This window comes from Bradyrhizobium sp. WBAH42 (genome assembly GCF_024585265.1).
Lineage (GTDB): Bacteria > Pseudomonadota > Alphaproteobacteria > Rhizobiales > Xanthobacteraceae > Bradyrhizobium.
On record NZ_CP036533.1, the window covers coordinates 2,939,229 to 2,962,658 of the forward strand.

Annotated in this window: 18 protein-coding genes and 1 pseudogene; 15 read left to right on the forward strand and 4 right to left on the reverse strand. The window is 59.4% G+C overall.

Annotation, left to right across the window (positions count from 1 at the left end):
• The first annotated feature begins 501 nt into the window (after window positions 1–501).
• Together DCG74_RS13695 and DCG74_RS13700 are read left to right on the forward strand one after the other, a co-directional pair.
• The gene (locus DCG74_RS13695; protein WP_172786824.1) at window positions 502–1,737 is read left to right on the forward strand and encodes an HNH endonuclease; all 1,236 of its coding nucleotides are present in this window, start codon (window positions 502–504) and stop codon (window positions 1,735–1,737) included.
• A 120-nt stretch (window positions 1,738–1,857) separates the two neighbouring features.
• Window positions 1,858–2,406, forward strand: a complete 549-nt coding sequence (locus DCG74_RS13700; RefSeq protein ID WP_172786823.1) for a DUF4760 domain-containing protein — start codon at window positions 1,858–1,860, stop codon at window positions 2,404–2,406.
• A gap of 552 nt (window positions 2,407–2,958) precedes the next feature.
• On the opposite strand, the gene DCG74_RS13705 is transcribed toward DCG74_RS13700, so the two are convergent.
• A complete protein-coding gene (locus DCG74_RS13705) occupies window positions 2,959–3,207 on the reverse strand; it encodes an AlpA family transcriptional regulator (RefSeq protein ID WP_172786822.1) in 249 nt (82 codons plus the stop codon).
• Window positions 3,208–3,618: 411 nt separating this feature from the next.
• Between DCG74_RS13705 and DCG74_RS13710 the strand changes: the two genes are divergently transcribed.
• From DCG74_RS13710 to DCG74_RS13740, 7 genes are all read left to right on the forward strand, one after another.
• Complete coding sequence (locus tag DCG74_RS13710) at window positions 3,619–3,864, forward strand: hypothetical protein (protein WP_246708885.1); 246 nt, start codon at window positions 3,619–3,621, stop codon at window positions 3,862–3,864.
• A 150-nt stretch (window positions 3,865–4,014) separates the two neighbouring features.
• Window positions 4,015–4,278, forward strand: a complete 264-nt coding sequence (locus tag DCG74_RS13715; RefSeq protein WP_172786821.1) for a hypothetical protein — start codon at window positions 4,015–4,017, stop codon at window positions 4,276–4,278.
• Window positions 4,279–4,733: 455 nt separating this feature from the next.
• Window positions 4,734–5,630 (forward strand): hypothetical protein, encoded by an 897-nt coding sequence (locus DCG74_RS13720; protein WP_257187584.1) that lies wholly within the window; start codon window positions 4,734–4,736, stop codon window positions 5,628–5,630.
• Window positions 5,627–6,469: a bifunctional DNA primase/polymerase gene (locus tag DCG74_RS13725; protein ID WP_172786819.1), complete on the forward strand. Its 843-nt coding sequence runs from the start codon at window positions 5,627–5,629 to the stop codon at window positions 6,467–6,469. The genes DCG74_RS13720 and DCG74_RS13725 overlap by 4 nt, the downstream gene beginning before the upstream one ends.
• Window positions 6,466–7,971, forward strand: coding sequence for a DEAD/DEAH box helicase family protein (locus DCG74_RS13730; protein WP_172786818.1), 1,506 nt, complete (start codon window positions 6,466–6,468; stop codon window positions 7,969–7,971). Before DCG74_RS13725 ends, DCG74_RS13730 begins: the two co-directional genes overlap by 4 nt.
• Window positions 7,968–8,396, forward strand: coding sequence for a hypothetical protein (locus DCG74_RS13735; RefSeq protein WP_172786817.1), 429 nt, complete (start codon window positions 7,968–7,970; stop codon window positions 8,394–8,396). Before DCG74_RS13730 ends, DCG74_RS13735 begins: the two co-directional genes overlap by 4 nt.
• Before the next feature lie 414 nt (window positions 8,397–8,810).
• Entirely contained in the window at window positions 8,811–9,215 is a 405-nt protein-coding gene (locus DCG74_RS13740) for a hypothetical protein (RefSeq protein WP_172786816.1), read from the forward strand.
• A gap of 378 nt (window positions 9,216–9,593) precedes the next feature.
• On the opposite strand, the gene DCG74_RS13745 is transcribed toward DCG74_RS13740, so the two are convergent.
• Window positions 9,594–10,250: a recombinase family protein gene (locus DCG74_RS13745; protein WP_172786815.1), complete on the reverse strand. Its 657-nt coding sequence runs from the start codon at window positions 10,248–10,250 to the stop codon at window positions 9,594–9,596.
• Window positions 10,251–10,580: 330 nt separating this feature from the next.
• On the opposite strand from DCG74_RS13745, the gene DCG74_RS13750 reads away from it, so the two are divergent.
• Together DCG74_RS13750 and DCG74_RS13755 are read left to right on the forward strand one after the other, a co-directional pair.
• Window positions 10,581–11,105 carry a hypothetical protein gene (locus DCG74_RS13750; protein WP_172786814.1) on the forward strand — a complete coding sequence of 175 codons (525 nt, stop codon included), beginning with the start codon at window positions 10,581–10,583 and terminating at the stop codon, window positions 11,103–11,105.
• 421 nt (window positions 11,106–11,526) lie between these two features.
• Window positions 11,527–13,344 carry a sensor histidine kinase gene (locus DCG74_RS13755; protein ID WP_210268358.1) on the forward strand — a complete coding sequence of 606 codons (1,818 nt, stop codon included), beginning with the start codon at window positions 11,527–11,529 and terminating at the stop codon, window positions 13,342–13,344.
• 148 nt (window positions 13,345–13,492) lie between these two features.
• On the opposite strand, the gene DCG74_RS13760 is transcribed toward DCG74_RS13755, so the two are convergent.
• Both DCG74_RS13760 and DCG74_RS13765 read right to left on the reverse strand, forming a co-directional pair.
• Window positions 13,493–13,960: a hypothetical protein gene (locus DCG74_RS13760; protein ID WP_172786812.1), complete on the reverse strand. Its 468-nt coding sequence runs from the start codon at window positions 13,958–13,960 to the stop codon at window positions 13,493–13,495.
• Between the two features lie 268 nt (window positions 13,961–14,228).
• On the reverse strand, window positions 14,229–14,456 hold the full coding sequence (locus DCG74_RS13765) for a hypothetical protein (protein ID WP_172786811.1): 228 nt from the start codon (window positions 14,454–14,456) through the stop codon (window positions 14,229–14,231).
• Between the two features lie 397 nt (window positions 14,457–14,853).
• Here DCG74_RS13765 and DCG74_RS13770 point away from each other — a divergent pair, with 397 nt between their 5' ends.
• The 4 genes and pseudogenes from DCG74_RS13770 to DCG74_RS13785 all read left to right on the forward strand — a co-directional run bounded on the left by DCG74_RS13770 (window position 14,854) and on the right by DCG74_RS13785 (window position 23,425).
• On the forward strand, window positions 14,854–16,650 hold the full coding sequence (locus DCG74_RS13770) for an NAD(P)/FAD-dependent oxidoreductase (RefSeq protein WP_172786810.1): 1,797 nt from the start codon (window positions 14,854–14,856) through the stop codon (window positions 16,648–16,650).
• A 72-nt stretch (window positions 16,651–16,722) separates the two neighbouring features.
• A complete protein-coding gene (locus DCG74_RS13775; RefSeq protein WP_172786809.1) occupies window positions 16,723–18,294 on the forward strand; it encodes a winged helix-turn-helix domain-containing protein in 1,572 nt (523 codons plus the stop codon).
• 109 nt (window positions 18,295–18,403) lie between these two features.
• Window positions 18,404–22,156 (forward strand): annotated as a pseudogene (locus DCG74_RS13780) (GAF domain-containing protein); the annotation flags it as partial.
• Window positions 22,151–23,425: a sensor histidine kinase gene (locus DCG74_RS13785; RefSeq protein WP_373569528.1), complete on the forward strand. Its 1,275-nt coding sequence runs from the start codon at window positions 22,151–22,153 to the stop codon at window positions 23,423–23,425. The pseudogene DCG74_RS13780 and the gene DCG74_RS13785, both read left to right, overlap by 6 nt.
• Window positions 23,426–23,430 lie beyond the last annotated feature (5 nt).

Below are 23,430 nucleotides of genomic sequence, written 5' to 3' on the forward strand. Positions count from 1 at the left end.
GAATTGCGGCATAGATCGAAACAGCCCGGCCCGACGAAGAGGGGCGGTTCGCGAGTCGTTCGAAACGCGGGCCGGGTTGCGATGGACGCGGCAGCGTCGACACGAAGGTGCGGGCAGGGCGGGTAGTCCCTGTGAGTCCGCGGCCACGTGCAGACGAACGGCGCCGAAGTCCGGCGAAGCCTCTTGGCGACGCTGGATGAGCTGCGTACGGCAAAACCGTGTGGTCTTTTCTGCCAGCGCTTTTTGTGGGCTGTTGAAAACAGATTAAATTGCTGAAAAAACTTCATTATTCAGCCCTTCGCTGAGGCGCTCAAAGCCCTGGCCGAAACGGCTGGGCCCTAATAGGCCCTAGTTTCACAACGAAGGCCGTGGCGCGGGCCGTCCGCGTCCGATAGCCCTACCGGTGGCGGTGCGCCGAAAGGCCTTCCTGCGGCCTGGGTGGGCCGCCTGATGCCCGGCCGTCGCGCTGGGTAGCATTCCGTAGCAACCAGAGGGGCCGTTATGCAGACCTGGATTTTTCAGGGTAATCCCGATCAGTTCGACCTCTCTGCGTATCTTGGCACCTTTCCAATTCAACTGCCTTGGCTGGTGACGCGCTACTCAGAGCAGATAGCGGTGGGAGATCGGGTTTTCATCTGGAGAACGCAGGGGAGTGCAAGGAAGGACGCGGGCGTTATCGCGGAAGCCACCGTTGTGGCTCCGACTATGCCACGACCAGAGAGTGCTGATGCCATCCCGTTCTGGCTTGCCAACATCGAGCAAGCGGCACAGGTGCTTCCCCGCGTTCTGCTTGGTCTGAATAGAGTCGCCGCAGCGAAAGAAGTCCTTCAACGTGACTGGCTCACCCAAGACCCCGTTCTAGCCGACCTGCCAAACCTAAAGATGGCAGCGGCAACGAATTATCCTGTGACGCGGCAACAGGCTGCTCGCCTCTATGCCCTCTGGAGCCGCACTGGACAAAACTGGTCACGAGACGAGAGCGTTGCAGGGCTCTGGGCGTATGCCAAGACGTTCGGCACGGCGGTATCTCGCTTGCCTGGCTCGCCTGTAGCAGTGGTCTCCCAGCTGATCGGGAGGCCCGTTACGGGTGTCTACAACAAAGTCATGAACTTTCGGTCTATCGATCCGAGAGATGACAGGGCGGGTCTCTCGGCATCTGGGGCAACCGACGAGCGGGTGTGGAATGAATTCTTTGATCCCCACGCGAGCCAGCTTCGCGAGGCTGACCTTGAGCAAGAGTTCAACCGTCTCTGGATGTCCACCGCTGGGATTTCTGAGCCCGCGCTCGACGCAGAAGCGGCGCAGGAGCGTGCGGAGGGCGCAGCCGACAGACTTGAGGAGCAGGGATTGGAACACCTTCTCGCGAGGTATCATGCGGCCCTTGGCGTTCGGCCAGCGCGACCGCGCGCCTTATCATCGACCACGCGAGTGTACGAGCGTGACCCTATGGTCATCGCTATTGCCCGCAAACGAGCCGCGCATCGGTGCGAGGTGCCGGACTGCAAGCACCCGCAATTTACAGCGGTTGATGGACTGCCTTACTGCGAGGTTCATCATGTGATTCCGCTTGCCGAAGGCGGGGAAGATCGCATCGAGAATGTTGCGTGCCTGTGTCCTTCTCATCATCGAGAGGTTCACCATGGTAGCCAGCGTCGCGTTCTCGAAATCAAGCTTTTGGAGTTGAGGGCAAGCGAATTGCGAGACGCGGAAGGCACTTTACCATTGGGGCGAAGCTGAAGCTGCAATTGATAATTGCTCGAATCATCCGCCTCCATCTAATACAGCTTGGGATTGCAAAGCTGGAGGTGGGGGATGCCTGAGACCTGTTGGGGACCCGTGTGCGGGTGGATTCACATTGTGTCCCAGTGGCTGAAAATTCATGTCATTCCGTTCGCGCCCCTTATCACGCCGTTAGTGGCGATGTTGGCGGGCGCTATTGCTCTCTATTCGATACATGTCGCGCGAGTAACGGCTCGTCGGCGCGCCGCGATAGATTTCTTTCTCAAGACCGACATGGATAAGGGCATGGCCGATATCTATAAGGCCTTCCGGGATTCTTTGGCCCTGTGGGAAGATCATGCTGCCGCCAACAAACCCATCGAGGATTTCATAAAGGGCCCGGATGGGAAGCTGAGTGATGACTACAGAAACATAAACACCTATCTCAACATTCATGAGCTGGTGGCGGTTGGTATCAGGAACAGAGTGTTCGACCACGCCGTCTGCTACAACTTCTGGTCTGACGCTTTAGTAAGACATACGGAGCGAACAAAAGCAATTATCGAGCATGAGGTATCTACTGAAGGGGGCGCCGCCGCATATTGGGAGCTGCGCAGCCTAAGCAGCAAGTGGAAGAAACGGCTGGTAAAATGGCAGGCCAAACAGACAAAGAAAGCCACGCGATAAGGTCCATTCCAATCTGTCTTTTCAGGCTCGTCATCCCCTGCAGACGAGGGCAATGTCGAGACCACCGATCAAGCAGGCAAGGATCAATCTCACCGGGAGCGTCGGGCTGTGGATTGTCGCCGAGGCACGCTCGCACTTCGAGCTTGTTGAGCCGCAACGCGGCCACGAGGAACGGCCAAAAAACTTATTCCGCTGGAAGCCGCACCCAACCGCTCCCACCTCGGTCTGATCGGCGCGCTGAGACAAGGAGCGTCGTTTCACCAGCCAGGAGAACAGGGTACATACGGTGTGGAGCTGCTATCCAAACGAAAAATGATAGTGAGCAGTCCACAGTAACTTGCACAGCATCGTGGCGAACCAAGCCCTGATCGCCGCATTGTTCCGCGTCTCAACCACTATGGCGGCACCTCATGCTGATCCAAGCTGCTCCAAGAGTCCGACGCTGTGATCCGCAACACCGACACGGAGAGATGCAGCCCTGATGTGCTGGAAGTAATGCGGGATCGTCGAGGAGGGCGGCTTGATTATGGAGCGAAGGCCGACAGTACTGCATTACATGGTGCCGCGCGGACGGCGTCCCTTGCCGCGTCGACGATTCGGATTGCGCGCGTCGACCGTTTCGTACCACGAATAGACTTCGTCATCCCGCCAGGTCTTCCGGTTCTCACTGACGTAAGTAGGTTGCGGAAACTTTCCTGCCTTGACGAGCCGGTACAGGGTAGTGCGGCTGAGGCGGATGATCTCCAAAACCTCCTTCTCGTTGATGATGCGTCCACGGCGCTGCGCTGTGTTCTCGGACATTGTGGCGCCTTTCGTCCTTCCTCATGAAACAACACGATCGCGCTCGATGTCGCGATAGCTCTTGTGTTGTAGCAGACGTCCGGTGGCGGCTGCCAGATTGAAGCAAAGCTTCAAGGCAGCGCGGCTGTACAACACGATGAGCGCAAAATCGTGCATCCGAGTTGGTGGAAAGTGAGGGGCCATCCGCGGTGTACAGTGTGCGTGTGGGTAGTGCGTTGAATGTCGCCAATCAAGTTTTGTTGCAGTGTCCGTTTGAGCTAAGTTTTAGTTCACAGGGGGCAGCACAGAACATACTCGCGTTTTTGCCTCCATCCCCTTGATTTGCGAACTTAAGGTGAATGTTCACTCGCTTTGCATAGAGCGACAACCGCGCGCATGCTCCAGCTATTCCAAGCATTACGGAGCAGAGCGATGGCCATGTTTGGGAAGGCCGGCCGCAACATTCGAGTGACCAAATCGCCGCCGATCGAGCCGATGGCGTACTCGATCAAGCAGTTCTGCGAAGCACATAACATCAGCGTCGACACGTACTTTCGCATGCAGCGCGCGGCGTCGGGACCGGTGACGATGAAGGTGGGCGGTCGGACCCTGATCAGCGTCGAGGCCGCCGCCGCGTGGCGGCGCGAGCGTGAGACCGGGACGGCTGCCGCCGAGTAATCGGCGCCGCGACAACTGAAAATTCGATCGAAATGTCGCTGCGGCATAAGCCGCTCAGGCGCGGCGACTTGTTGCGTGAAATGAGCGGAGACCACGATGGGCGCATGAAGGCCTCATATGCGCCCAGCACAGTGAAAGGAAGCGAGGAAAATGAGCAACGTCAATCTTGTGGTCACGCCGCGCGCTCGTGTCACGGCTGAGCGCGTGAAGGACATCCTCCAGCGCATCGGAAACATCAATGAGCGTCTTGGCTTCCTCTGTACTGGCATGGAGCTCGCGCTCGAGCGGCTCGGTCGCGGTGTCGGTGATGCGTCCGACCAGGTCGATTACTTCTCGGACGTGGCTCTCGAATTTGAGATCGCTGCGCATGATCTCGATGGGGTTGTCCGTCTCGTCAACAAGTTCACCTCGTAGAAGATCGGCCCGGGCGGCATCGAGAGGTGGCGCCCTCTTCCTCAAGGAGGACATCACTATGGCCACCAACCCTCGTGTTCGGACCGCTTTCTTTCGTAATGCAACCGTGCGCCTCGCCGCTGGGGTGCACTGCCCGCGTTGTGGCAACGAGGTGCGGGCGGAGGACATTGAGACGCTCGAGCACGGAGATGCTCGTGGCGTTTGTGTTCGCTGCCATTTCATCTTGTTCGAGATTGAGAACTGTTAATGGCGTGCCGCATCAAGGTCCATAGCGCCACGATGAGCAAGGCGCTCGGGCTCGCTACCCTCCGGGTCGGCAAGCGGCAGAACCAGCGTATCCCGGCGCTTGAAGTTGTCCGTCTCGTTGCCGGTGCTGACGGTCTCTTCATCATCTCACCAATCCTGAAGGTGAGCTCACAATTCGGATTGATGCGGAGGCGGAGGGCGAGTTGGCGGTGCCATCGGGGGCGCTCGTGGCTTTGATGCGGCACCTTCCTCCCGACGCGGAGGTGGCCATTGCCGGCGATGACGGCGCTGCGGTGATCGCTGTGGGCAGCGCGAAATTCAGGCTTCCTGCCGTTCCGATGCCCGATCTTCGGGAGCCAGCGATCCTGGGTGCCGAAACAGGTCGCGTCGAGCTCGATGCGAAGATCGCTCGGGACCTTTTTGCCAGGCCGGCTTTCGCGGCTGCCGGCGATGTGTCTCGCGCATATCTCAGCGGCATTCTCTTGCACAGTGCGGGTCTGAGCCTTTCTGCGGTCGCCGCTGATGGCGTCCGCATCTGCCGGGTCACCGCGCCCGCGGCAGGGACGCTCTCGACGGATCGGTCGCTTATCATCCCGAACGCGATGGCAAAGGTCATCGCCTGCCTGCTCGGGGCCGTGTCCGGGAAGGTGACGCTGCGCCGATCTGAACGGCTGCTCGCGATCGAGGGGGCGGGATTTATTGTCGTCAGTCGAAGGATTGATGCGACCTATCCGGCTTACGAGAAGTCGATCCCGTCGGCGGGCACAAACGTAGTCACTACGAGCCGTGCTGAAATGCGCGATGCGCTCGCACGTTTCGCTGCCGTGGCCGATCCTCAGGACCGCCCGCACATCCTCAGTCTGCGCTGGGACGGACCTGGTTTGTACCTGTTGTCCGAGGGGAGTGAGGATCGCCTCTCGGCGGATTCCGAGGGCCAAGCAGAGACGGCGGTGCAGATCCAACTTCTTGCTGAAACGGTCAACGCCCTGCGAGGCGACCGCATCAGGATCCATGCGAGTGAGCCCGGTCGCATGGTCCTCATCACAGATCCTGAGGATGAGAGCTTCCTTGCAGGACTGATGCCGATCCGGCCGAGGTCGCCATGAGTGATCTGCTCGCCGCGGCGCTGGACTTTGCGGCCCGCGGGCTGCCGGTGTTCCCGTGCCTGCCATACGGCAAGACGCCCGCAGTAGCGCGCGGTTTCCATGCAGCCACCACCAACCCTGCAACAATCCGTCGCTATTGGACCGATCCCGAACGCAACATCGGAATTCCGACTGGACCGCCTTCCGGGATTTGGGTGCTCGACGTTGATGGCGACGAGGGCGAGGCCACATTGTGCGCGCTGGAAGAGAGACACGGAGCCATTCCGAAAACGCGCACCGCACTGACGGCCAGGGGGCGACATGCTTGGTTTGCATATCCGGGCTCGTTGCCAACCACGGCGGGCAGGATCGGTCCAGGCGTCGATACCCGAGGCGACGGCGGATACGTGGTCGTGCCTCCCTCAGTCCACCAAACGGGCCACCGGTATGCCTTCCTCGGTGACCCCTGGGGGCCGGTCGCAAGCGCACCAGCGTGGTTGATCCATGCGGCCCGCAGGAAGCCGTCTGTGCGGCTCGCCCCGCCCTTGGAGCCCGTCACAGCAGCGGGCCCGAACCAGGCGCCTGGCGCCTACGGTCACGCCGCATTGAGGACCGAAACCGCCGCGCTGGCTGCCACTGCGCCGGGGCGGCGCAACGATGCTCTCAACCGAGCGACATTCAATCTGTTCCGCTTGGTCGCGGGCGGCGAGCTCGCAGAGGACGAGGTGGTCGCCGAGCTGCACCACGCGTGCGTTACGAATGGCCTCGTCGCCGATGACGGGTGGCAAAGCGTAAAGGCCACCATCCGAAGCGCCCGTTCCGCCGGATTGCGCTATCCGAAATCGCGGAGGGCACCATGACCGAGGTCCTGCGCCCGTACCAGGTTGAGGTAATCGCCGAGTTCTGGCGCGCTATCGACGCGGGGCAGCACAGGATCATTCTCGTGGCGCCGACAGCTTCGGGCAAGACCGTGATCGCGCGGGCGATCATCGCGCAAGCACAGCGGAAAGATCTAGGCTCTCTCTTTCTCGCCCACCGTCGTGAAATCCTGGCGCAGACCAGCAACAAGCTACACGGGATCCCTCACGGTGTTATCCGGCCCGGCATCCACCCACGCCCGCTTGAGATGGTGCAGGTGGCGAGCGTTCAGACCTTGCATCGTCGCGCCATCAAAGCTGGCGTGATGGAGCTGCCCGAAGCCGGCCTGGTCATCGTGGATGAATGCCACCATGTCGTCGCGGAGAGCTACCAATCAATCCTCGACCGCTATCCGCAAGCCATTCTGCTCGGCCTCACGGCCACTCCTTGCCGCGGCGACGGCCGTGGCCTCGGCGCCGTCTTCCAGAAGATGATCCAGTGCCCCCAGGTCGGCGAGCTGGTCGGCTTGGGCTTTCTGGTTCCGACCCGCGTCTATGCACCCGTCGACCCTGACCTCCGCGGTGTTCACGTCCGCCACGGAGACTATGTCGAAAGCGAGCTCGCCCGCCGCATGGATCAGCCGCAGCTCGTTGGCGACATCGTCACCCACTGGTTCAAATTCGGAGAACGACGCAGAACGGTCTGCTTCGCTACCGACGTCCGCCATTCGATCCATATTCGCGATGAATTCGGCGCTGCTGGGGTCCGCGCCGAACACATTGATGGCGAAACACCGATGGCTGAGCGCGATGCAACATTGGCTCGGCTCGCCTCTGGTGAAATCGACCTCGTTACAAACTGCATGGTGTTGACCGAGGGGTGGGATATGCCGGCGCTCGGCTGTCTGATCCTGGCGCGCCCAACGAAGCAGTTGGGTCTCTATCGGCAGATGATAGGGCGGGGACTGCGGCCAGCGCCGGACAAAGCCAATTGCATCGTTCTCGATCACGCTGGACTTACCTACCAGCTCGGGTTGGCCGAAGATTTTATCGAGTGGACGCTTGATCCTGATCTCCATGCAGAAAACCCGACCCATGCCGCTCGGGGTGGAGACTATCCGGGCGGACCTAAGATCGCGGAGTGTCCACAATGCGGTGCCGCTCGGGTCGGCGGGATGGCCTGTCTCAGCTGCGGCTACTTGCCGGCAAGGTTGCCGCGCGAGGTTGCGGTGGCCGACGGAAATCTCGGTCTCGTCGATGCCGGCCGTAAGGCGCGGCCCAGTCTCGATGATCCACGCATCCGTGCTGAATGGCACGGCATGTTCGCAACCATCGCCGCCGAGCGCGGCGCCAAGCCGGGGTGGGTAGCTCACCTGTACCATACGCGCTTTGGTGAGTGGCCGCCATATGGAGAGCAGCCAAGGCCGCGCGAGCCCTCGGTGGAGGTGAGGCGCTGGGTCAAGTCGCGGTTAATCGCCTATGCGCGGAGGAGGAAGTCCGCGTGAAAAACGGGCGCGCCTCGTCTGAGCGGTTTGTGCGGCTCACGGAACGCATGATGCTGACGGAGGCTTGGGGTAGCCTGGATGCCAACGCGCGCGCAATCTACATCGAGCTCGCCAGGCTCTACCATGGTCCTGGGACCAACAACGGCCGGATCGGCTTTTCGGTGCGGCAGGCAGCAGAAGCCATCCATGTGTCGAAGGACACTGCGGCAAAGGCAATGCGTCAGCTGCAGGACCGCGGCTTCATCGTTGCGACCAGCAAAGGTCAGTTTGCCCAGAAACGTCAGGCCACACGGTGGCGGCTCACAGAGTTCAGGTGCGACGTCAGCGGTCAGCCGGAAAGCCGAGCCTTTGAGCACTGGACGGCTGCGATCCATTCCCAGTCAGACCTGGCAGAGAGAGTACGGAAGAGTAGTAAAGATGGATAGCTATAGACTGTCTCACCAGAAGGACCGTCGCCTGTCTCATCACAGGGACTGTAGGAGATTTACAGTCTCACCACAGGGACCAGATAGTCTCACTATAGGGTCTATTTGTCTTGCCACAGGGACTATCACGTCGACTTCGACAGCGGACCAAATTGAAGCTGTCGGGCCGGAAGATTGCGAAGGAAGTTTCACTACTTCATGCTACAATTGGCCCGCGTGCCACGGTGGAAGTTGAACATGAATTCACTTCGAGGCCGGCGAGATCCAAGGACGGGACGCGTCTTCGGATTTCAATCCGAAGCGCAGCGCCAGAACTTCATGACTGGTCGTTCGCGGTACTGCGATGGCCCAAATCGCCTGATGCCTAGGTGCACGGCCATCACTCGAGCTGGTGAACCTTGCAAGGCTGCAAGGATGCGCGGCCGGTCAACATGCTTCCGTCACGGCGGAAGTCCGAAAGCTAAACAGAAGCGGCTGGCGGCTGCCTACCTGTCCGGCGATGCAGACCGCATCCAACGCGCCGAGATGCGCTCAGAGCGCAATCGGTTAGCGCTGCTCTGGCGCCGTAACCCGCGCGCGCCGGGGAGGACGATCATTTTGACGCCCGAGGATGAGGAGGTCTGTCGAGCATGGGCATCGCAGCACGATCTGCAGCTCGCTCTCCTGGATCAGGAATTCCCGGCATTGTCCGACGGCCTCCGATGGTTATGGGCTCGCAGGTCGCGCGGTCTTGTCAGCGAGGAGGACTTTGCCGCGAAACTCACTCGATTGCGTAATCGCATCATGGAGGCAACCCGTGCCGCCGATTACCAGGGATGAGCGTGGGCGTTTCGTGCCGGTCGTGCGGCCAAAGCTCTGGCAGGCGTCCACGGTGAGGCGGAGCCGAGACCGGACGGATCGGATTGGCCGCGCCCGGAAGCAGCTTAAAGCAAAGCTCGCAACAACCCAGTGGATCACTGAGCTCGATCGCCGAGGAATTTATGAGCTGGAGACTTGCGGCCTTGAATGGTTCGCGATTGAAGCGTGGCTTGACGCCCTAGACCCACAGGAGGCCGGCCCTGCGCGAAGGTTCGTGAAGAGCGTCTTGCAGGTACTGGCAGACCGAGAGGCGCCGCAGCGAGAACGAGGCGAGGCCTACAATGAGCTTTATCGGCGGCTTATCGCGGCTGGCATCGTGGACTGAAAGTCTCGTGGCTGTCATTCGCCAGGAATGCCTAAGCGCCTCATTGCCCTCATTACTGTCATCGGATTCCATCCGCCGCCGCGCGGCGCGGGTATGCCTCGGTCCGTCAACTCCTGAGCAATCTCGCGGTAAGGAAGTTCCCACAACTCCTTCAGGAGGGGCTCCAGGCGGGCGTCCCGAGCCGCCGCAGCAGCTTTGTTGATTTCGGCCTGTCTTTGGTTGCCGAGCCGCTTGCCGCGATGCTTGGCCTCCGCAAGGGCGAGGCGGGTCCGTTCAGCAATGACGCTGCGTTCCTTTTGCGCCACGGCAGCATAGATGTGCAGCATGAAGGGATCGACATCCCTGCCCAGCTCGGTGACGATGAATGGCACCCGCTTCGCCATGAGGCCCGCAATGAAAGCCACGTCGCGAGACAGGCGGTCCAATTTGGCCACGACGACCGGGCATTTAAGCTTCTTCGCTTTCCGCAGGGCGGCAGCAAGCTCGGGACGCCGCTCTAATGCGTCCGCTCCCTTGCCGGTCTCCACCTCAGTAAACTCACCGGCGATCTCCATCGCTTCATTGGCGGCGAAGGTGGCGACAAGCCGCCGTTGCCCGTCAAGACCAAGTCCAGAGCGGCCCTGCTTCTCTCGAGAGACACGATAGTAGGCAACAACAGGCTGCGACATCATTCATCTCGTAACACATCGACGAACGTCAGTATGTTACAAGACGCGAATCTGCGCAAGAGCCGCGCGTGGAAGAGGACGGAAGCATTTGAATAGAGCTCAACGCCCGAAGCCGTGACGGTGTGGGCAGCGGCTGGTACTCTGGCGACCGCCCCCCCTGGCGTCCCCCAACAGTCGCATCTCAAACGTTCGCAACACCGCGCGCCAAAATTTTTCCGCCTCGAACTTGGTGAGGCATTTCACTCAGCATCGTGCTGCTGATACTGTGCCAACGTGTGGTGCGCAAAATCACAGTTTTCCTACCCGCGACGGGATCCGATAGGAGAGCCGAAAATGTCGCTTTCAGCCACGCACGTTCTCTTAGAGATGCCGAGGGGAAGACCCGAGTTCGAGGCGGCTTGGCTCGCTAGGGCGAGTGAGGCCGAAGCCTTATGGTCGGCGGCGCAGGAAGACCGGGAGTTCCGTGATCGCGTGGATCTGCTCGATGCAGACGGCATTCCTGATCTGGAGGCCTTCGCTCGTGAAACCCTCGATGAGTTGAAGGGACAAGATTGCGCCGCCGCGTTTGAGCTCTACGCAGATGGCTATGGCATGTTCAGCCGGGAGTTCGGGCTTATGGTTCGGCTCGGCTTCTTTATTCACGATGGTGCTTGCTATCGGATAGCCTTGCCCCGATTGCTGACGCCGCAACTTGTGCGTCAGGCCGCTATCGGTCTTTGTGCGGTCGGTGAAGATTGTGGCGACGATGTCTTCGTGCTTACGCCCGAGCGCCAACTTCACATGCACCACAAGTCTGACGCAGAAGCGTGGCAGTCTAGACGGCGTGCGATGCGAAGGCTCACGGTAATCAACGTCTGATCACAGCCTCTAAATGCGTCGTACAGTCCTGCTCAGTGCAACTTCGGCAAGCCCGCGAACAATATTTTCCGCTCTCAGACTTCCTAAGCCGCAGGCAACCTATAGACCTTACGTAGTTTTGCGGGTTCTTGCCTCGTTCGCCTTTAGAAAATCCTTCTCCCGACCGACGCTGGATTTTGCGGGGTGGACCACGAACAATTTGTGGCGGCGGAGAAAAATCGTCTACGGTTGTGTTTAGCCAAACTCCAGCTTCAGCCTAGCTAGAGCGGCAAGCCGGAGCGTTGGCGCGACTGCACGCCCATCTTCTCAACCGACGCGTCAGCTATCCGTCCGGTGAAATGCTGGATAAGCTTTCGTCGGATGGCTGAGGGCGCAGTCGATGCGTGATGAGACGACAAGATTCCTAAGCGGCGGAGGACGGATGGGCGAGCGCATCCGCCTGTTTGACTGGACGACAAATCCACTCGGGCCTCCGGAGTCGTGGCCGCAATCGCTTCGTTCGGCACTGTCCATTTGCCTGTATTCCAGCTTTCCAACGGCGATCTACTGGGGGCCGGACTTCAGGCTCCTTTATAATGACGCGTGGTCTGTCATCCCGGGCGAGCGCCATCCCTGGGCTCTTGGCCGCCCCGCCAAGGAAGTCTGGTCCGACATCTGGCACGTCGTCGGCCCGCAGTTCGAGAACGTGGTGGCCACGGGTGAAGGCTTTTCCACCTACGACGAAATGCTGCCAATGGTGCGTGGCGGCGGCCAGCAGGAGACCTACGGGAACTACAGCATCAGCCCGATCCGGGGCGAAGATGGCAAGGTTGCCGGCATCTTCAATCAAGGGAACGAAACGACCCAGATCGTCCTGGCCCGGCGCAACGCCCAGCAGGAGATTGCGCGTTTGTCCCTGATGTTCGAACAGGCGCCAGGCGCCACGGCCATTTTGCGCGGGCCCCACCATATCTTTGAAATCGCCAACCCCGCTTACCTGCAGTTGGTGGGCCGTAACGACATCCTCGGCAAGTCGGTTGACCAGGCCCTGCCCGAGGTGGCGCCGCAAGGTTTCATCGAGCTACTCGACACCGTCTACCAGAGCGGAGAGCCTTACGCCGGGCGCGCCATTCCGGTCGTCCTGGATCGAAACGGGATTTCCGAGCAACGGCATCTCGACTTCGTCTTTCAGCCGATCAGCGACGGCGCGGGCGATCGGTACGGCATCTTCGTGCAGGCGACCGACGTGACGGAGACGATCCGGGCGGTGGCTGGCCTTCGCGAGAGCGAGGAACGTTACCAGGCCATCGTGAACTCCATCGACCAGATGATCTGGTCGACGCTGCCCGACGGTTATCACGATTATTACAACGACCGTTGGTACGAATACACAGGCGTGCCCAAAGGTTCGACCGACGGTGAGGCCTGGAATGGAATGTTTCACCCCGACGACCAGGAGCGGGCCTGGAAAGTATGGCGCCACAGTTTGGCTACGGGTGTCCCTTATCACATCGAGTATCGGCTGCGGCACCGCTCGGGCGAATACCGCTGGGTGATCGGACGTGCACAATGCATCCGCAACGAGGCGGGCGAGATCATCCGCTGGTACGGCACGTGCACCGACCTGCATGATTTGAAAATGGCCGAGGAGGCTCGCCAACTGCTGATGCAAGAGCTGAATCATCGGGTGAAGAACCTCTTCTCGCTCTTCAGCGCCATGGTGTCCATGACGGGCCGATCGACCAATACGACGGCTGAAATGAGCGCCGCTCTTAACCAGCGTTTGCAAGCACTATCTCGGGCACATGACCTCGTCCGAATCGGCGGAGCGGATTCGATGCCAGCGCATTCGGTGTTGCTCATCCATCTTGTTGAACAGATACTGGCACCGCATTTGAGTGCCTCGCAGCATGGCAAAGTGAGCTTGACCGGACCGGAAATTGTGCTCGGGGAGAAATCAGCCACCGCAATGGCACTCATCCTGCATGAGCTTGCCACGAACGCTATCAAGTATGGCGCACTAGGTCATGCAGACGGGAAGGTGATGATCGGCTGGGAATTTGCTGGAGACGTTCTGGTTCTGACTTGGAGCGAGCACAATTTGTCTGCTGCCATTGCCAAGCCGACCTCGAGCGGCTTCGGCAGCAGGCTCATTAAGTCTGCAGTCGAAGGGCAACTCGGCGGAAAGGTCGATATCGTTTGGAAGCCTTCTGGCGCACAAGTCCGTCTGCAACTAAGCCGGGCACGGCTGCGCGACTGATCTGGTCGGCTCACTTCGTCAACGCAGCCGCGCTCTGGATTGTCAGCCATGAACGTAGTACGGATGGCTGTACACGTTGGGTTCTGAAGCTCAGTCCTGTGTGTCTTTTTACTAAAGCCGTCGGGCACCGCAAAGCGTAACCCCGCTCTCAGATTTCGCAGCCGGATAAATTCAGCGCCTTGCGCAAGCCGCCAAACGCCGCGAGCCTGCAGGACACGGTCTCGCTGGCGAGCTTTGAACGCTCGGCAATGGCAGCTTGCTTGATAACGGCGACCTTCTTTGGTTTGGGACGTGCGGCGCCCGCGGCTGTCTTCGGATTGTGACGTTGGCGGGCGATCGGCCTTGAAGGCTCGGGCGAAGTGATACGGGCATCGTTTGGGGGAGCAACAGGCGCTTCGGCCAAAGCGACCTCGGTCGGTGTCACGCTGCTCACCGCGGCGACATCAAGGCGATCGCCTTTCGCCAGTGTGTCGGGCGCGGCAGACGAGCCAGCGTCTGGTGCGGCAGGCGACTGGACGATCGCGACCGTGCCGCGCGGGGGAGTTCGCAGCTCCATGACTGACAGGACTCCTACACCCAAGACGATGAGGAGACCCAAGAAGCTCGGTCTCAGCATGATGCGCCTCTAACCAAGGTTAGTGCTGTTGAAAAAGTCTCCGCTTCAATGAGGCAATCTGCCGGCAGCGGACGTGCCGCGCGCGGATCAATTGCCGACAGGGTTAACGCCGGTCATGCTTCAGCAAATGTTGAGGCCGCTCGTCGACGCTGGTTCCTGCGCGCAGTCGGGGCCTGGTTCAGGACACAGCGAATGGCTTCTTGGCGATCCCATCCGACGTCGGGATTGCAAGAAGCGCGCAATCGACTTCTGCCCGAGGGCAGGACGACTACCAGTGATTGACAGCGGACATCCCGCCCATGTCGTACTCTTGCATAAGCAGGCCGAAGAGTTCGCTGCCACGCCGGATGCCCTCTAGCTGACGCAGGATCATCCGAGCCTCGGCGCTGTCCTCGCGGACCTCGTCCAGCCGATAGACGAGCCGCCGGATGACGTCTTCCAGCTCGATCTCTTCGGCGGTCTTGGGGATGTCGGGCGAAAACACCTGAGAGGGCATCGATCGCTCCTAATTGATCTGAGTTTACCTGTTCAACGGAGGCGACTGCAACGGACCACTGCGCGAGCAGAATTCGGCGGCGACAATGTTCAAACACTGCGCGTCTGGCGCCACCAACTGAGGCGGGGGAGCCCTGCGCCGGTAAGCCTGGCAGTAGCGGTATCTCTTTACTGCCTTTGTCAGCCGCGTACTCCCCGCGAGGAGTAGAGCCGTAACGAGCCCTGGTAAGTCAGGATGGAAAGCAGTCAGGGTGTTGGTACAGGTTACCGGCATTGCTTGTCACCGCCTGACGTCCGGGGGCATGTATTGCCCGGCATCTGCCAATCTTGCTCAAACTGCGGTACGTTCGTGAAATTCTGCACGGGCTTGCGCGTGCCAAGGATTGGGGGGAGCGACCATGAGCGAGGCCCTTGACTTCGATCCCAATGCTCTGCGGGAAAAGTACCGCCAGGAGCGCGACCGCCGACTGCGCCCCGATGCCAACGACCAATACGTCGAGGTCACGGCTGATTTTCGTCACTACGTCGATGATCCGCATGTTGAACCTGGCTTCACCCGCGAGCCGCTGACCGACGCGGTCGACGTGCTTGTCGTGGGCGGCGGCTTCGGAGGCCTCTTGAGTGCAGCGCGCTTGCGCGAGGCCGGTGTGAGGGACGTTCGAATTATAGAGAAGGGCGGCGATTTGGGCGGCACTTGGTACTGGAATCGATATCCGGGCGCCCAGTGCGACATTGAGAGCTACATTTATCTGCCGCTGTTGGAAGAAACCGGCTACATGCCGAAGGAGAAATACAGTTTCGGCGATGAGATCCGTGCGCATGCACGCCGCATTGGCGAGCACTTCGACCTTTATCGGCTTGCATGCTTCCAGACCGAGATCAGGGAGATGCGATGGCTGGCTGATGAGAACCGTTGGCTGATCAGCACCAACCGCGGCGACGCCATGCATGCGCGCTTCGTCGTCATCTCGAGCGGTCCATTGAACCGACCGAAGTTACCCGGCATCCCCGGCATCGGAAATTTTAGAGGCCACAGCTTTCACACGAGTCGCTGGGACTACGATTACACGGGCGGTTCGGGCGAAGGCGGCCTGACAAAGCTTGCCGACAAACGGGTGGCAATCATTGGCACTGGAGCTACTGCGATCCAGTGCGTCCCGCACCTCGGCCGCGACGCCAAGCACCTTTATGTTTTTCAGCGAACGCCGTCGTCTGTTGATGAACGTGGCAACAAGCCTACCGATCCCAACTGGGTGAAGACCCTGAAGCCTGGCTGGCAACGGCGCCGCATGGAAAACTTCAACAGCATGTTCACAGGCCTCTCACAAGACGAGGACCTCGTCAGCGATGGCTGGACCGAAATCTTTCGCAATCTCGGGCCCGGCGCGGCAGCCCACGCTGTCCGGGGCGGCGTCGCACTGAAGGAACTAGCGCGGATGATAGAAATCGCGGATTTCAAGAAGATGAACCGGATCCGTGCCCGTGTCGATGCCACAGTGAAGAATCCTAAAACCGCGGAGGCTTTGAAGCCCTGGTACCGCCAGTTCTGCAAGCGGCCGACCTTCAATGATGACTACCTACCGACCTTCAATCGAACGAACGTGACCTTGGTCGATACCCTGGGTCGCGGCGTCGAACGGGTGACAGATAAGGGCCTAGTGTTTGACGGCGTCGAGTACGAAGTTGATTGCATCATCTTCGCTACGGGCTTCGAAGTCGGCACATCCTATACGCGGCGATCCGGCTTCGACATCTACGGACGGGACGGGCGCAGACTCAGCGAGCACTGGTCCTCAGGGCTGCGTACGCTGCACGGTTTTTACAGTCACGGCTTCCCGAACTGCTTCTATTTAGGCGTTACCCAAAATACGCTTACGCCGAACTTTCCCCACATGTTGGACGAACAGGCTTGTCACGTTGCCCATGTCGTAAAAACTGCTTCTGAGAGGCAGGCCAACATGGTGGAGCCCACGGCGGAGGCCGAGTCGGGCTGGTTGCAAACCATTCGTGATACGGCGATCGATAATTTGGCGTTTCGGCAGGATTGCACCCCCGGATATTACAATGGCGAAGGACGTGCCGGGCAAGGCCAAGGCCTATTTGATGGTCTTTACGGACCGGGATCGGACGCCTTCTTCGCTCTTATCAAGACGTGGCGCGAGTCTGGCGAGATGTCGGGGCTTAAATTGCACTGACGAGAGTACAAGTAAGGAGCCGAAGTCGGGTCAGTACCTAGATGACAGGAGGCCGTCTGAAGGAGTCGCAGCTTGCGTTATCTCTTTGAGGACTATGCACTCGACGTTGAGCGGCGCGAACTCAATCGCGGGGTGGACCACGTCTCCGCCACGCCACAAGTTTTCGATCTTCTCCTCTACCTGATCCGAAACAGGGAGCGCGTCGTCAGCAAGGACGACCTTATCAACGCCGTTTGGAAAGGTCGCATTGTGTCCGATGCTGCGCTTACGACGCGTCTGAATGCTGTCCGCGCGGCCATCGGCGATACCGGCGAAGAGCAGCATCGCCTCATCAAGACTTTTCCGCGCAAGGGCTTCCGCTTTGTTGGAGCAGTACGGGAAGACGTCAGCAAAAATACGACAACGTCCATCGACCCTGTCGAGCCAGATAATCTCCAATTCCCGCTCCCGGATAAACCCTCGATCGCGGTGCTTCCATTCGAAAACATGAGCGGCGATCTCGAGCAGGAATATTTTGCTGACGGCATGGTAGAGGAAATCATCATCGGGCTGTCGCGCTCAAAATCCGTGTTCGTGATCGCCCGCCAATCTACAGGCACATACAAAGGCAAGGTCGTCGATATCAAGCAAGTCGGACGTGAACTCGGAGTCCGCTACGTGCTCGAAGGCAGCGTCCGAAAGAGCGGAAGCCGCATTCGCATTGCTGGTCAACTCATTGATGCCACGACAGGGTTAAATCTATGGGCGGATAAGTTCGATAGTCCTCTCGAAAATATCTTTGAGCTTCAGGATCGGGTGACCAGCAAGGTAATAGGCGCAATAACTCCACTGTTGCAGCGCGCCGAGATTGAGCGTGCAAGACGCAAGCCGACGGAAAGCCTTCAAGCTTATGACTATTACCTTCGGGCGTTGGCAGCTTTCTATCAACGCACCCGTGAACAGACGACCGAGGCGCTCAATCTAACTGAGATTGCAACTCGTCTCGATCCGGAGTTCGCGTCAGCTTACGCACTCGGCGCCCGCTGCTATATTCAGAGGAAGTCGTTCGGTTGGTTGGCTGGTACTGCGGACGAGATTGCTGAAGCCCAGCGTCTCGCAAGCCGGGCGATCGAGCTCGATCCAGACGATCCGTCAGTACTTGCTCGGGCCGGCCACGCTCTTGCCTTCGTGGTTGGCGAGGTCGAGGAGGGCGCAGACCTGGTATCGCGGGCTATAAGCCTGGATCCCAATCAAGTTACTGCACGATATTGGATGGGATGGATCCACCTTTGGCTTGGGGAAATTGACGCAGGTATCGAGCAATTCCAATTCGCGCTCCGTTTGAGCCCGCTGGACCCATCGATATTCACCGCGCATTCCGGTTTGGCTTGGGCTCATTTCTTGGCTGGCCGGTATGAGGAAGCCACAGCTTGGGCGGCGGCTACCATCCGGCGACAACCTAATTTTCTCGCAGGACATCGCATCATGATGGCATGCCATGCGATGTCCGGGCGCACCGAGGAAGCGCAGCAGTCCTGCATGCTCGCCCTACAATTTGATCCCTCTCTGCGTGTGTCCCGAATCAAGGAAATAGTCCCGCTGCGAAGGGTGCAAGATATTCAACGATTATCGCAAGCATTCCGAATTGCGGGCTTGCCCGAATAAAGCTGGTCATCTGAGTAACTTCATCCGAGACCGATGCGGCCATCCTGCCCATGGCGCGAGAGCTTGTTTTTTCCTAATATCGGGTATTCGCGAGGTATCGGGGGCGACTATGGACCGACCTGATGAAGAGAATCGCCCAGCTCAGGCTCGCAGAACGCGAACGAGCAGACCTGCGAAGGCTCGGCAGAAGTCTCTGGATGCGCGGGACCGTCGACTTGGCGAACTGACCAGAGAGCTCGAAGAGGCGCTTCAGCAGCAGACCGCGACCAGCGAAGTGCTGAGCATCATTCGTAAATCGCCTGCGGACGCGCAACCTGTCTTCGAGGCGATCGTTCAGAGCGCCGCACGTCTTTGTGGCGCGCTCTTCAGTATTGTTTATCTGAGGGAGAGTGATCGTCTTCACGTCGCCGCCACGAAGAACTTCTCGCCACTCGCCACAAATCAAATCAAGGAACGCCCCGAGCTCAGGCAGCTCAATCGTTCCTACGCCGGCGGACGAGCCGTGCTCGACCGCACGATCGTGCACGTCCATGACGTGTTGGAGGATCCGGACTATTCGCGAGAGTTCGCGTTGGCCGGCGGATGGCGCGCCGTGCTTGCAGTTCCCCTGCTTCACGAGGGAAAATCCGTCGGTGTCGTGTCAGTCGGCAAGGTCGAACCAAAGCCATTTTCGGATCGGCAAGTTCAGCTTTTGCAAACATTCGCCGATCAGGCGGTGATCGCTATCGAGAATGTCCGCATGTTCCAGGAGGTCCAGGTCAAGACGCGCGACCTGGAGGAAGCGCTTCGATACCAGTCCGGGGGAGCCAACATCCTCAATGTCATCGCGTCCTCGCCGACCGACGTGCAGCCGGTGCTGAATGCCATCGTCGAGAGCGCGTGCGAGGTTTGTGAGGCCAACGATGCCGCCGTGCTTCTGAAGGACGGTAATGACCTACGCTTTCGAGCGCATCATGGCCCAATCGATATAAATCTCGAGAAATGGCCGATAACTCGCGGCTGGACCGCGGGTCGCGCCTTTGTCGACGGTAAGCCGGTGCATTTACGCGATACGCTGTCGGACGAAGGCAAGGAGTTCCCGGACAGCGCGGCGCTGTCGGCATTCCCATACACCAACTCCCGTGTTCGCAGTGTGCTATCGGTGCCCATGTTACGCGAAAGCGAACCTGTCGGGGTCATTCTGCTGCGCCGCACCGAGATGCGTCCGTTCAGCGACAAGCAGATCGCGCTGCTGCAGACGTTCGCCGACCAGGCCGTGATCGCGATCGAGAATACGCGCCTGTTCAACGATACGCAGGCAGCACTGGAGCGGCAAACCGCGACTGCGGAAATCCTTAAGGTGATCGCCAGCTCGCCGGACGATGTCCAGCCCGTGTTTGAGGCAATCGTTAGCAGTGCGAAACGGTTGCTTGGCGGCCGTGCAAGCGCACTGTACCGCATCGTCAACGGCATGCTTCAGCTCGAGGCTTTTACATCCCTGGATCCCGAGTCCGACGAAGCACTGAAGCGCTCGTTTCCCGTACCAGCCTCGGAATACCCTCAGCTTGCATTGGTCGAGAAGGGTGAGTCGTTCCAGTTTGCTGACACCGAGAAAGACGCGCCCGAAATCCAGACTAGGATCGCCCGCCTGCGCGGTTTTCGCAGTGTCCTCCTGACGCCACTTGTACACAACCGAACGACGATCGGCTTGGTGGTGGTGTCGCGCACGCAGGTCGGCTCTTTCGCCGATCGTCACGTCGACCTAATGCGGACCTTTGCCGATCAGGCGGTGATCGCGATTGAAAACGTGCGGCTGCTCAACGAGACGAAGGAGTCGCTGGCGCATCAGACCGCCACGTCGGACGTTCTACAGGCGATCGGCAGCTCGATGGCCGACACGCAGCCGGTATTCGAGAAGATTCTCGACAGCGTCGAGCGGCTTTTTGAAAGCAGGCAGTGCGCGGTCATGCTCGGCGCCGCAGACGGTATGATGCACCTGGCCGCGCGCCGCGGCATCGGCGCTGACGCCATGGACCGCTTCTACCCGTTACCGCTTGCGCAGACGATGGCTGGCAACGTTCTTGAGAGGAAGCAACAGACCTACGTTCCCAGTGCGCTGAGCCCGCTGGCATCGCCGGTCATGCGCCGGGTCGCTGAGACGGCGGGAGATTTTTCGGTTGTGTTAACCCCGATGCTTTGGGAGGGCCGGGGCATCGGTGTGATCAACCTCTCCCGGGCGCCGAACGCGGTCTTCAGCGAAAAGGAATTGGCGCTGCTGCGCACTTTCGCTGATCAGGCGGTGATCGCCATTCAGAACGCGCGGCTGTTCAACGAGTTGCAGGCGCGCACGCGCGACCTTTCCGAGTCACTGCAGCAGCAGACGGCCACTGCCGACGTGCTCAAGGTGATCAGCCGTTCGACTTTCAATTTGCAGAAGGTGCTGGAAACTCTTGTGGAGTCGGCAGCAAGGCTGTGCGACGCGGAGAGGGCAAACATCTTCCAACGCGACGGCGAGCTATACAGACTATTGGTCAATTATGGGTTTTCCAGGGAGCTGGAGGAATACCTCAAACAATATCCGCTGACCTCCGGAAGAGGAACGATCGTTGGCCGCGCCGTCCTCGAAGGTAAGACTATTCACGTACCGGATGTGCTTACCGATCCCGAGTACACTTCGCATGACTATCAATCGCGCGGCAACTGGCGAAGCTGCCTCGGCGTTCCCTTGTCAAGAGATGGCGAGATCCTAGGAGTATTTTTCCTTACGCGTTCCGAGGTTAGACCTTTCACCCAGAAGCAGATTGAACTCGTCACGACCTTCGCTGACCAGGCTGTTATCGCGATCAAGAACGTTGAGCTGTTCGAGGAAGTGCGGGCGAAGACTCGCGATCTCGAAGAATCGCTGCAGCAGCAGACCGCCACCGCCGAAGTCCTAGAAGTTATCAGTCGTTCCGCGTTTGACCTGAAGGCGGTGTTTGATACGGTGGCGGAGCACTCGGTCAAACTATGCGATGCGGATAGAGCGATCATCTTCCGCTATGATGGTAAGTTGCTGCACATCGCGACCGCCTTCAATACTGCCCCCGGTTTCATTGAGTGGATAGCGCAAAATCCGATTCCCCCAGGCCGACATAGCGGGGCAGCACGTGCCGCACTGGAACGAAGGACCGTCCACATTCCAGACGTGCAGAACGATTCTGAATACGTTTACGGAGCGAAGAACGTCGAGGCGATTCGGACAATTCTGGGGGTGCCCATTATCAAGGGGAGAAATTTACTCGGCGTCATTATGATCTTCCGCTTGGAGGTAAAGCCGTTTACCGAGAAGCAAATAGCTCTTGTCGAGACGTTCGCTGACCAAGCCGCCATTGCGATCGAGAACACCCGGCTCTTCGACGACACGAGGGAGGCGCTGGAGCGGCAGACCGCAACCGGAGACGTGCTCAAGATCATAAGCCGGTCATCCGTCGACCTAGAGAAGGTACTCGAAACGCTTGTTGAGACGGTGGCTCGCCTCTGCCGGGCTGACCAGGTGTACATGTTTCATCTTCGCCATGATCTTTGGCACTTGATCGCCGATTACGGCTTATCGACTGAGGCAAGAGAATTCTTCAAGACGAACCCATTCACGCCTGGCCGGGGCTCGACGTCTGGTCGAGCAGCAATGGAGCTTCGTGCTGTTTCCATCACTGACGTCTTGCAAGATCCGGAATACGCTCTCAGCGAAGGGCAAGCCATCGCGGGTTATCGGTCGACGCTTGGCGTTCCGTTGCTTCGGGAGAATACCCTCATAGGCGTTTTCAGCATTGTACGTACGCGCGTTGACCCCTTCGCGAGCAAGGAGATCGAACTCGCCACCAGCTTCGCCGACCAGGCGGTGATCGCAATCGAGAATGCTCGCCTATTCGATGAGTTGCGCGAGCGGCAGGCAGAGCTACGCGTAACCTTCGATAATATGGGCGATGGCGTTGCGATGTTTGGTCCGGACAGGCGGCTGGTAGCCTGGAATCGTAATTTTCAGGAGATGCTCGATTTGCCTGACGCAGTGCTCGTCAGCCGCCCGAGGTTTGCCGAACTCTTCCGTTACCTCGCTGCACGAGGCGAGTTTGGTTCCGCTGATCTTGAGGCGGAACTGGGTCGCAGCGTCGACGATGCGAGCCGGGAGATGCGCTACGAGCGCATACGGCCCGATGGCCGCATCATCGAGGTACGGCGAAATCCAGTGCCTGAGGGGGGCTTTGTACTGATTTACGCGGATATCACGGAGCGCAAGCGAGCCGAAGAGGCAATCCGCCTCGCGCGCGACGCCGCCCAAAACGCGTTGCGGGACTTGCAAACGGCACAAGACCGCCTGGTTCAGACTGAGAAGCTCGCTTCGCTTGGCCAGCTCACCGCCGGCATCGCGCACGAAATAAAAAATCCGCTCAACTTTATCAACAACTTCGCGGCTCTCTCGGCAGAGTTGACTGATGAACTCAGCGATACATTGCGTCCCGTTCCGTTCGACGAGAGGGTTCGTGGCGATGTTGAAGAGCTAACCGGGACGCTGAAGTCAAACCTCGCAAAAGTCGTTCAGCACGGCAAGCGCGCGGATTCGATCGTCAAGAACATGCTGCTGCACTCGCGCGAAGGGTCAAGCGAGTTGCGAGCGGTCGATATCAATGGGCTGGTGGATGAAAGCCTGAACCTTGCGTACCACGGCGCGCGTGCCGAAAAGCCCGGCTTCAACATTACGCTGCAGCGTCAATTTGACGCTGCGGCCGGTGAGGCTGAGCTATTCCCGCAGGAGATCACCCGCGCGTTGTTGAACCTCATCTCGAATGGTTTCTATGCGGCGACCAAACGAACGGCCGAGAATGGCCCAGAGGCAACTGAGCCGACATTGTTGGTTAGCACCAAAAATCTGGGCGCTTCAGTTGAGATACGCATTCGGGACAACGGCACCGGCATACCGGCTGACGTGAAGGAGAAGATATTCAACCCCTTTTTCACTACAAAGCCCGCCGGTGAAGGAACGGGACTCGGCTTGTCTATGACTCACGACATCATCGTGAAACAACATGGCGGCACGATCCGGGTTAACACTGAGCCCGGCTTATTTACAGAATTCATCGTCACGCTGCCGCGTGCCATGTCCGTCAAAAGCCGCTAACGGAG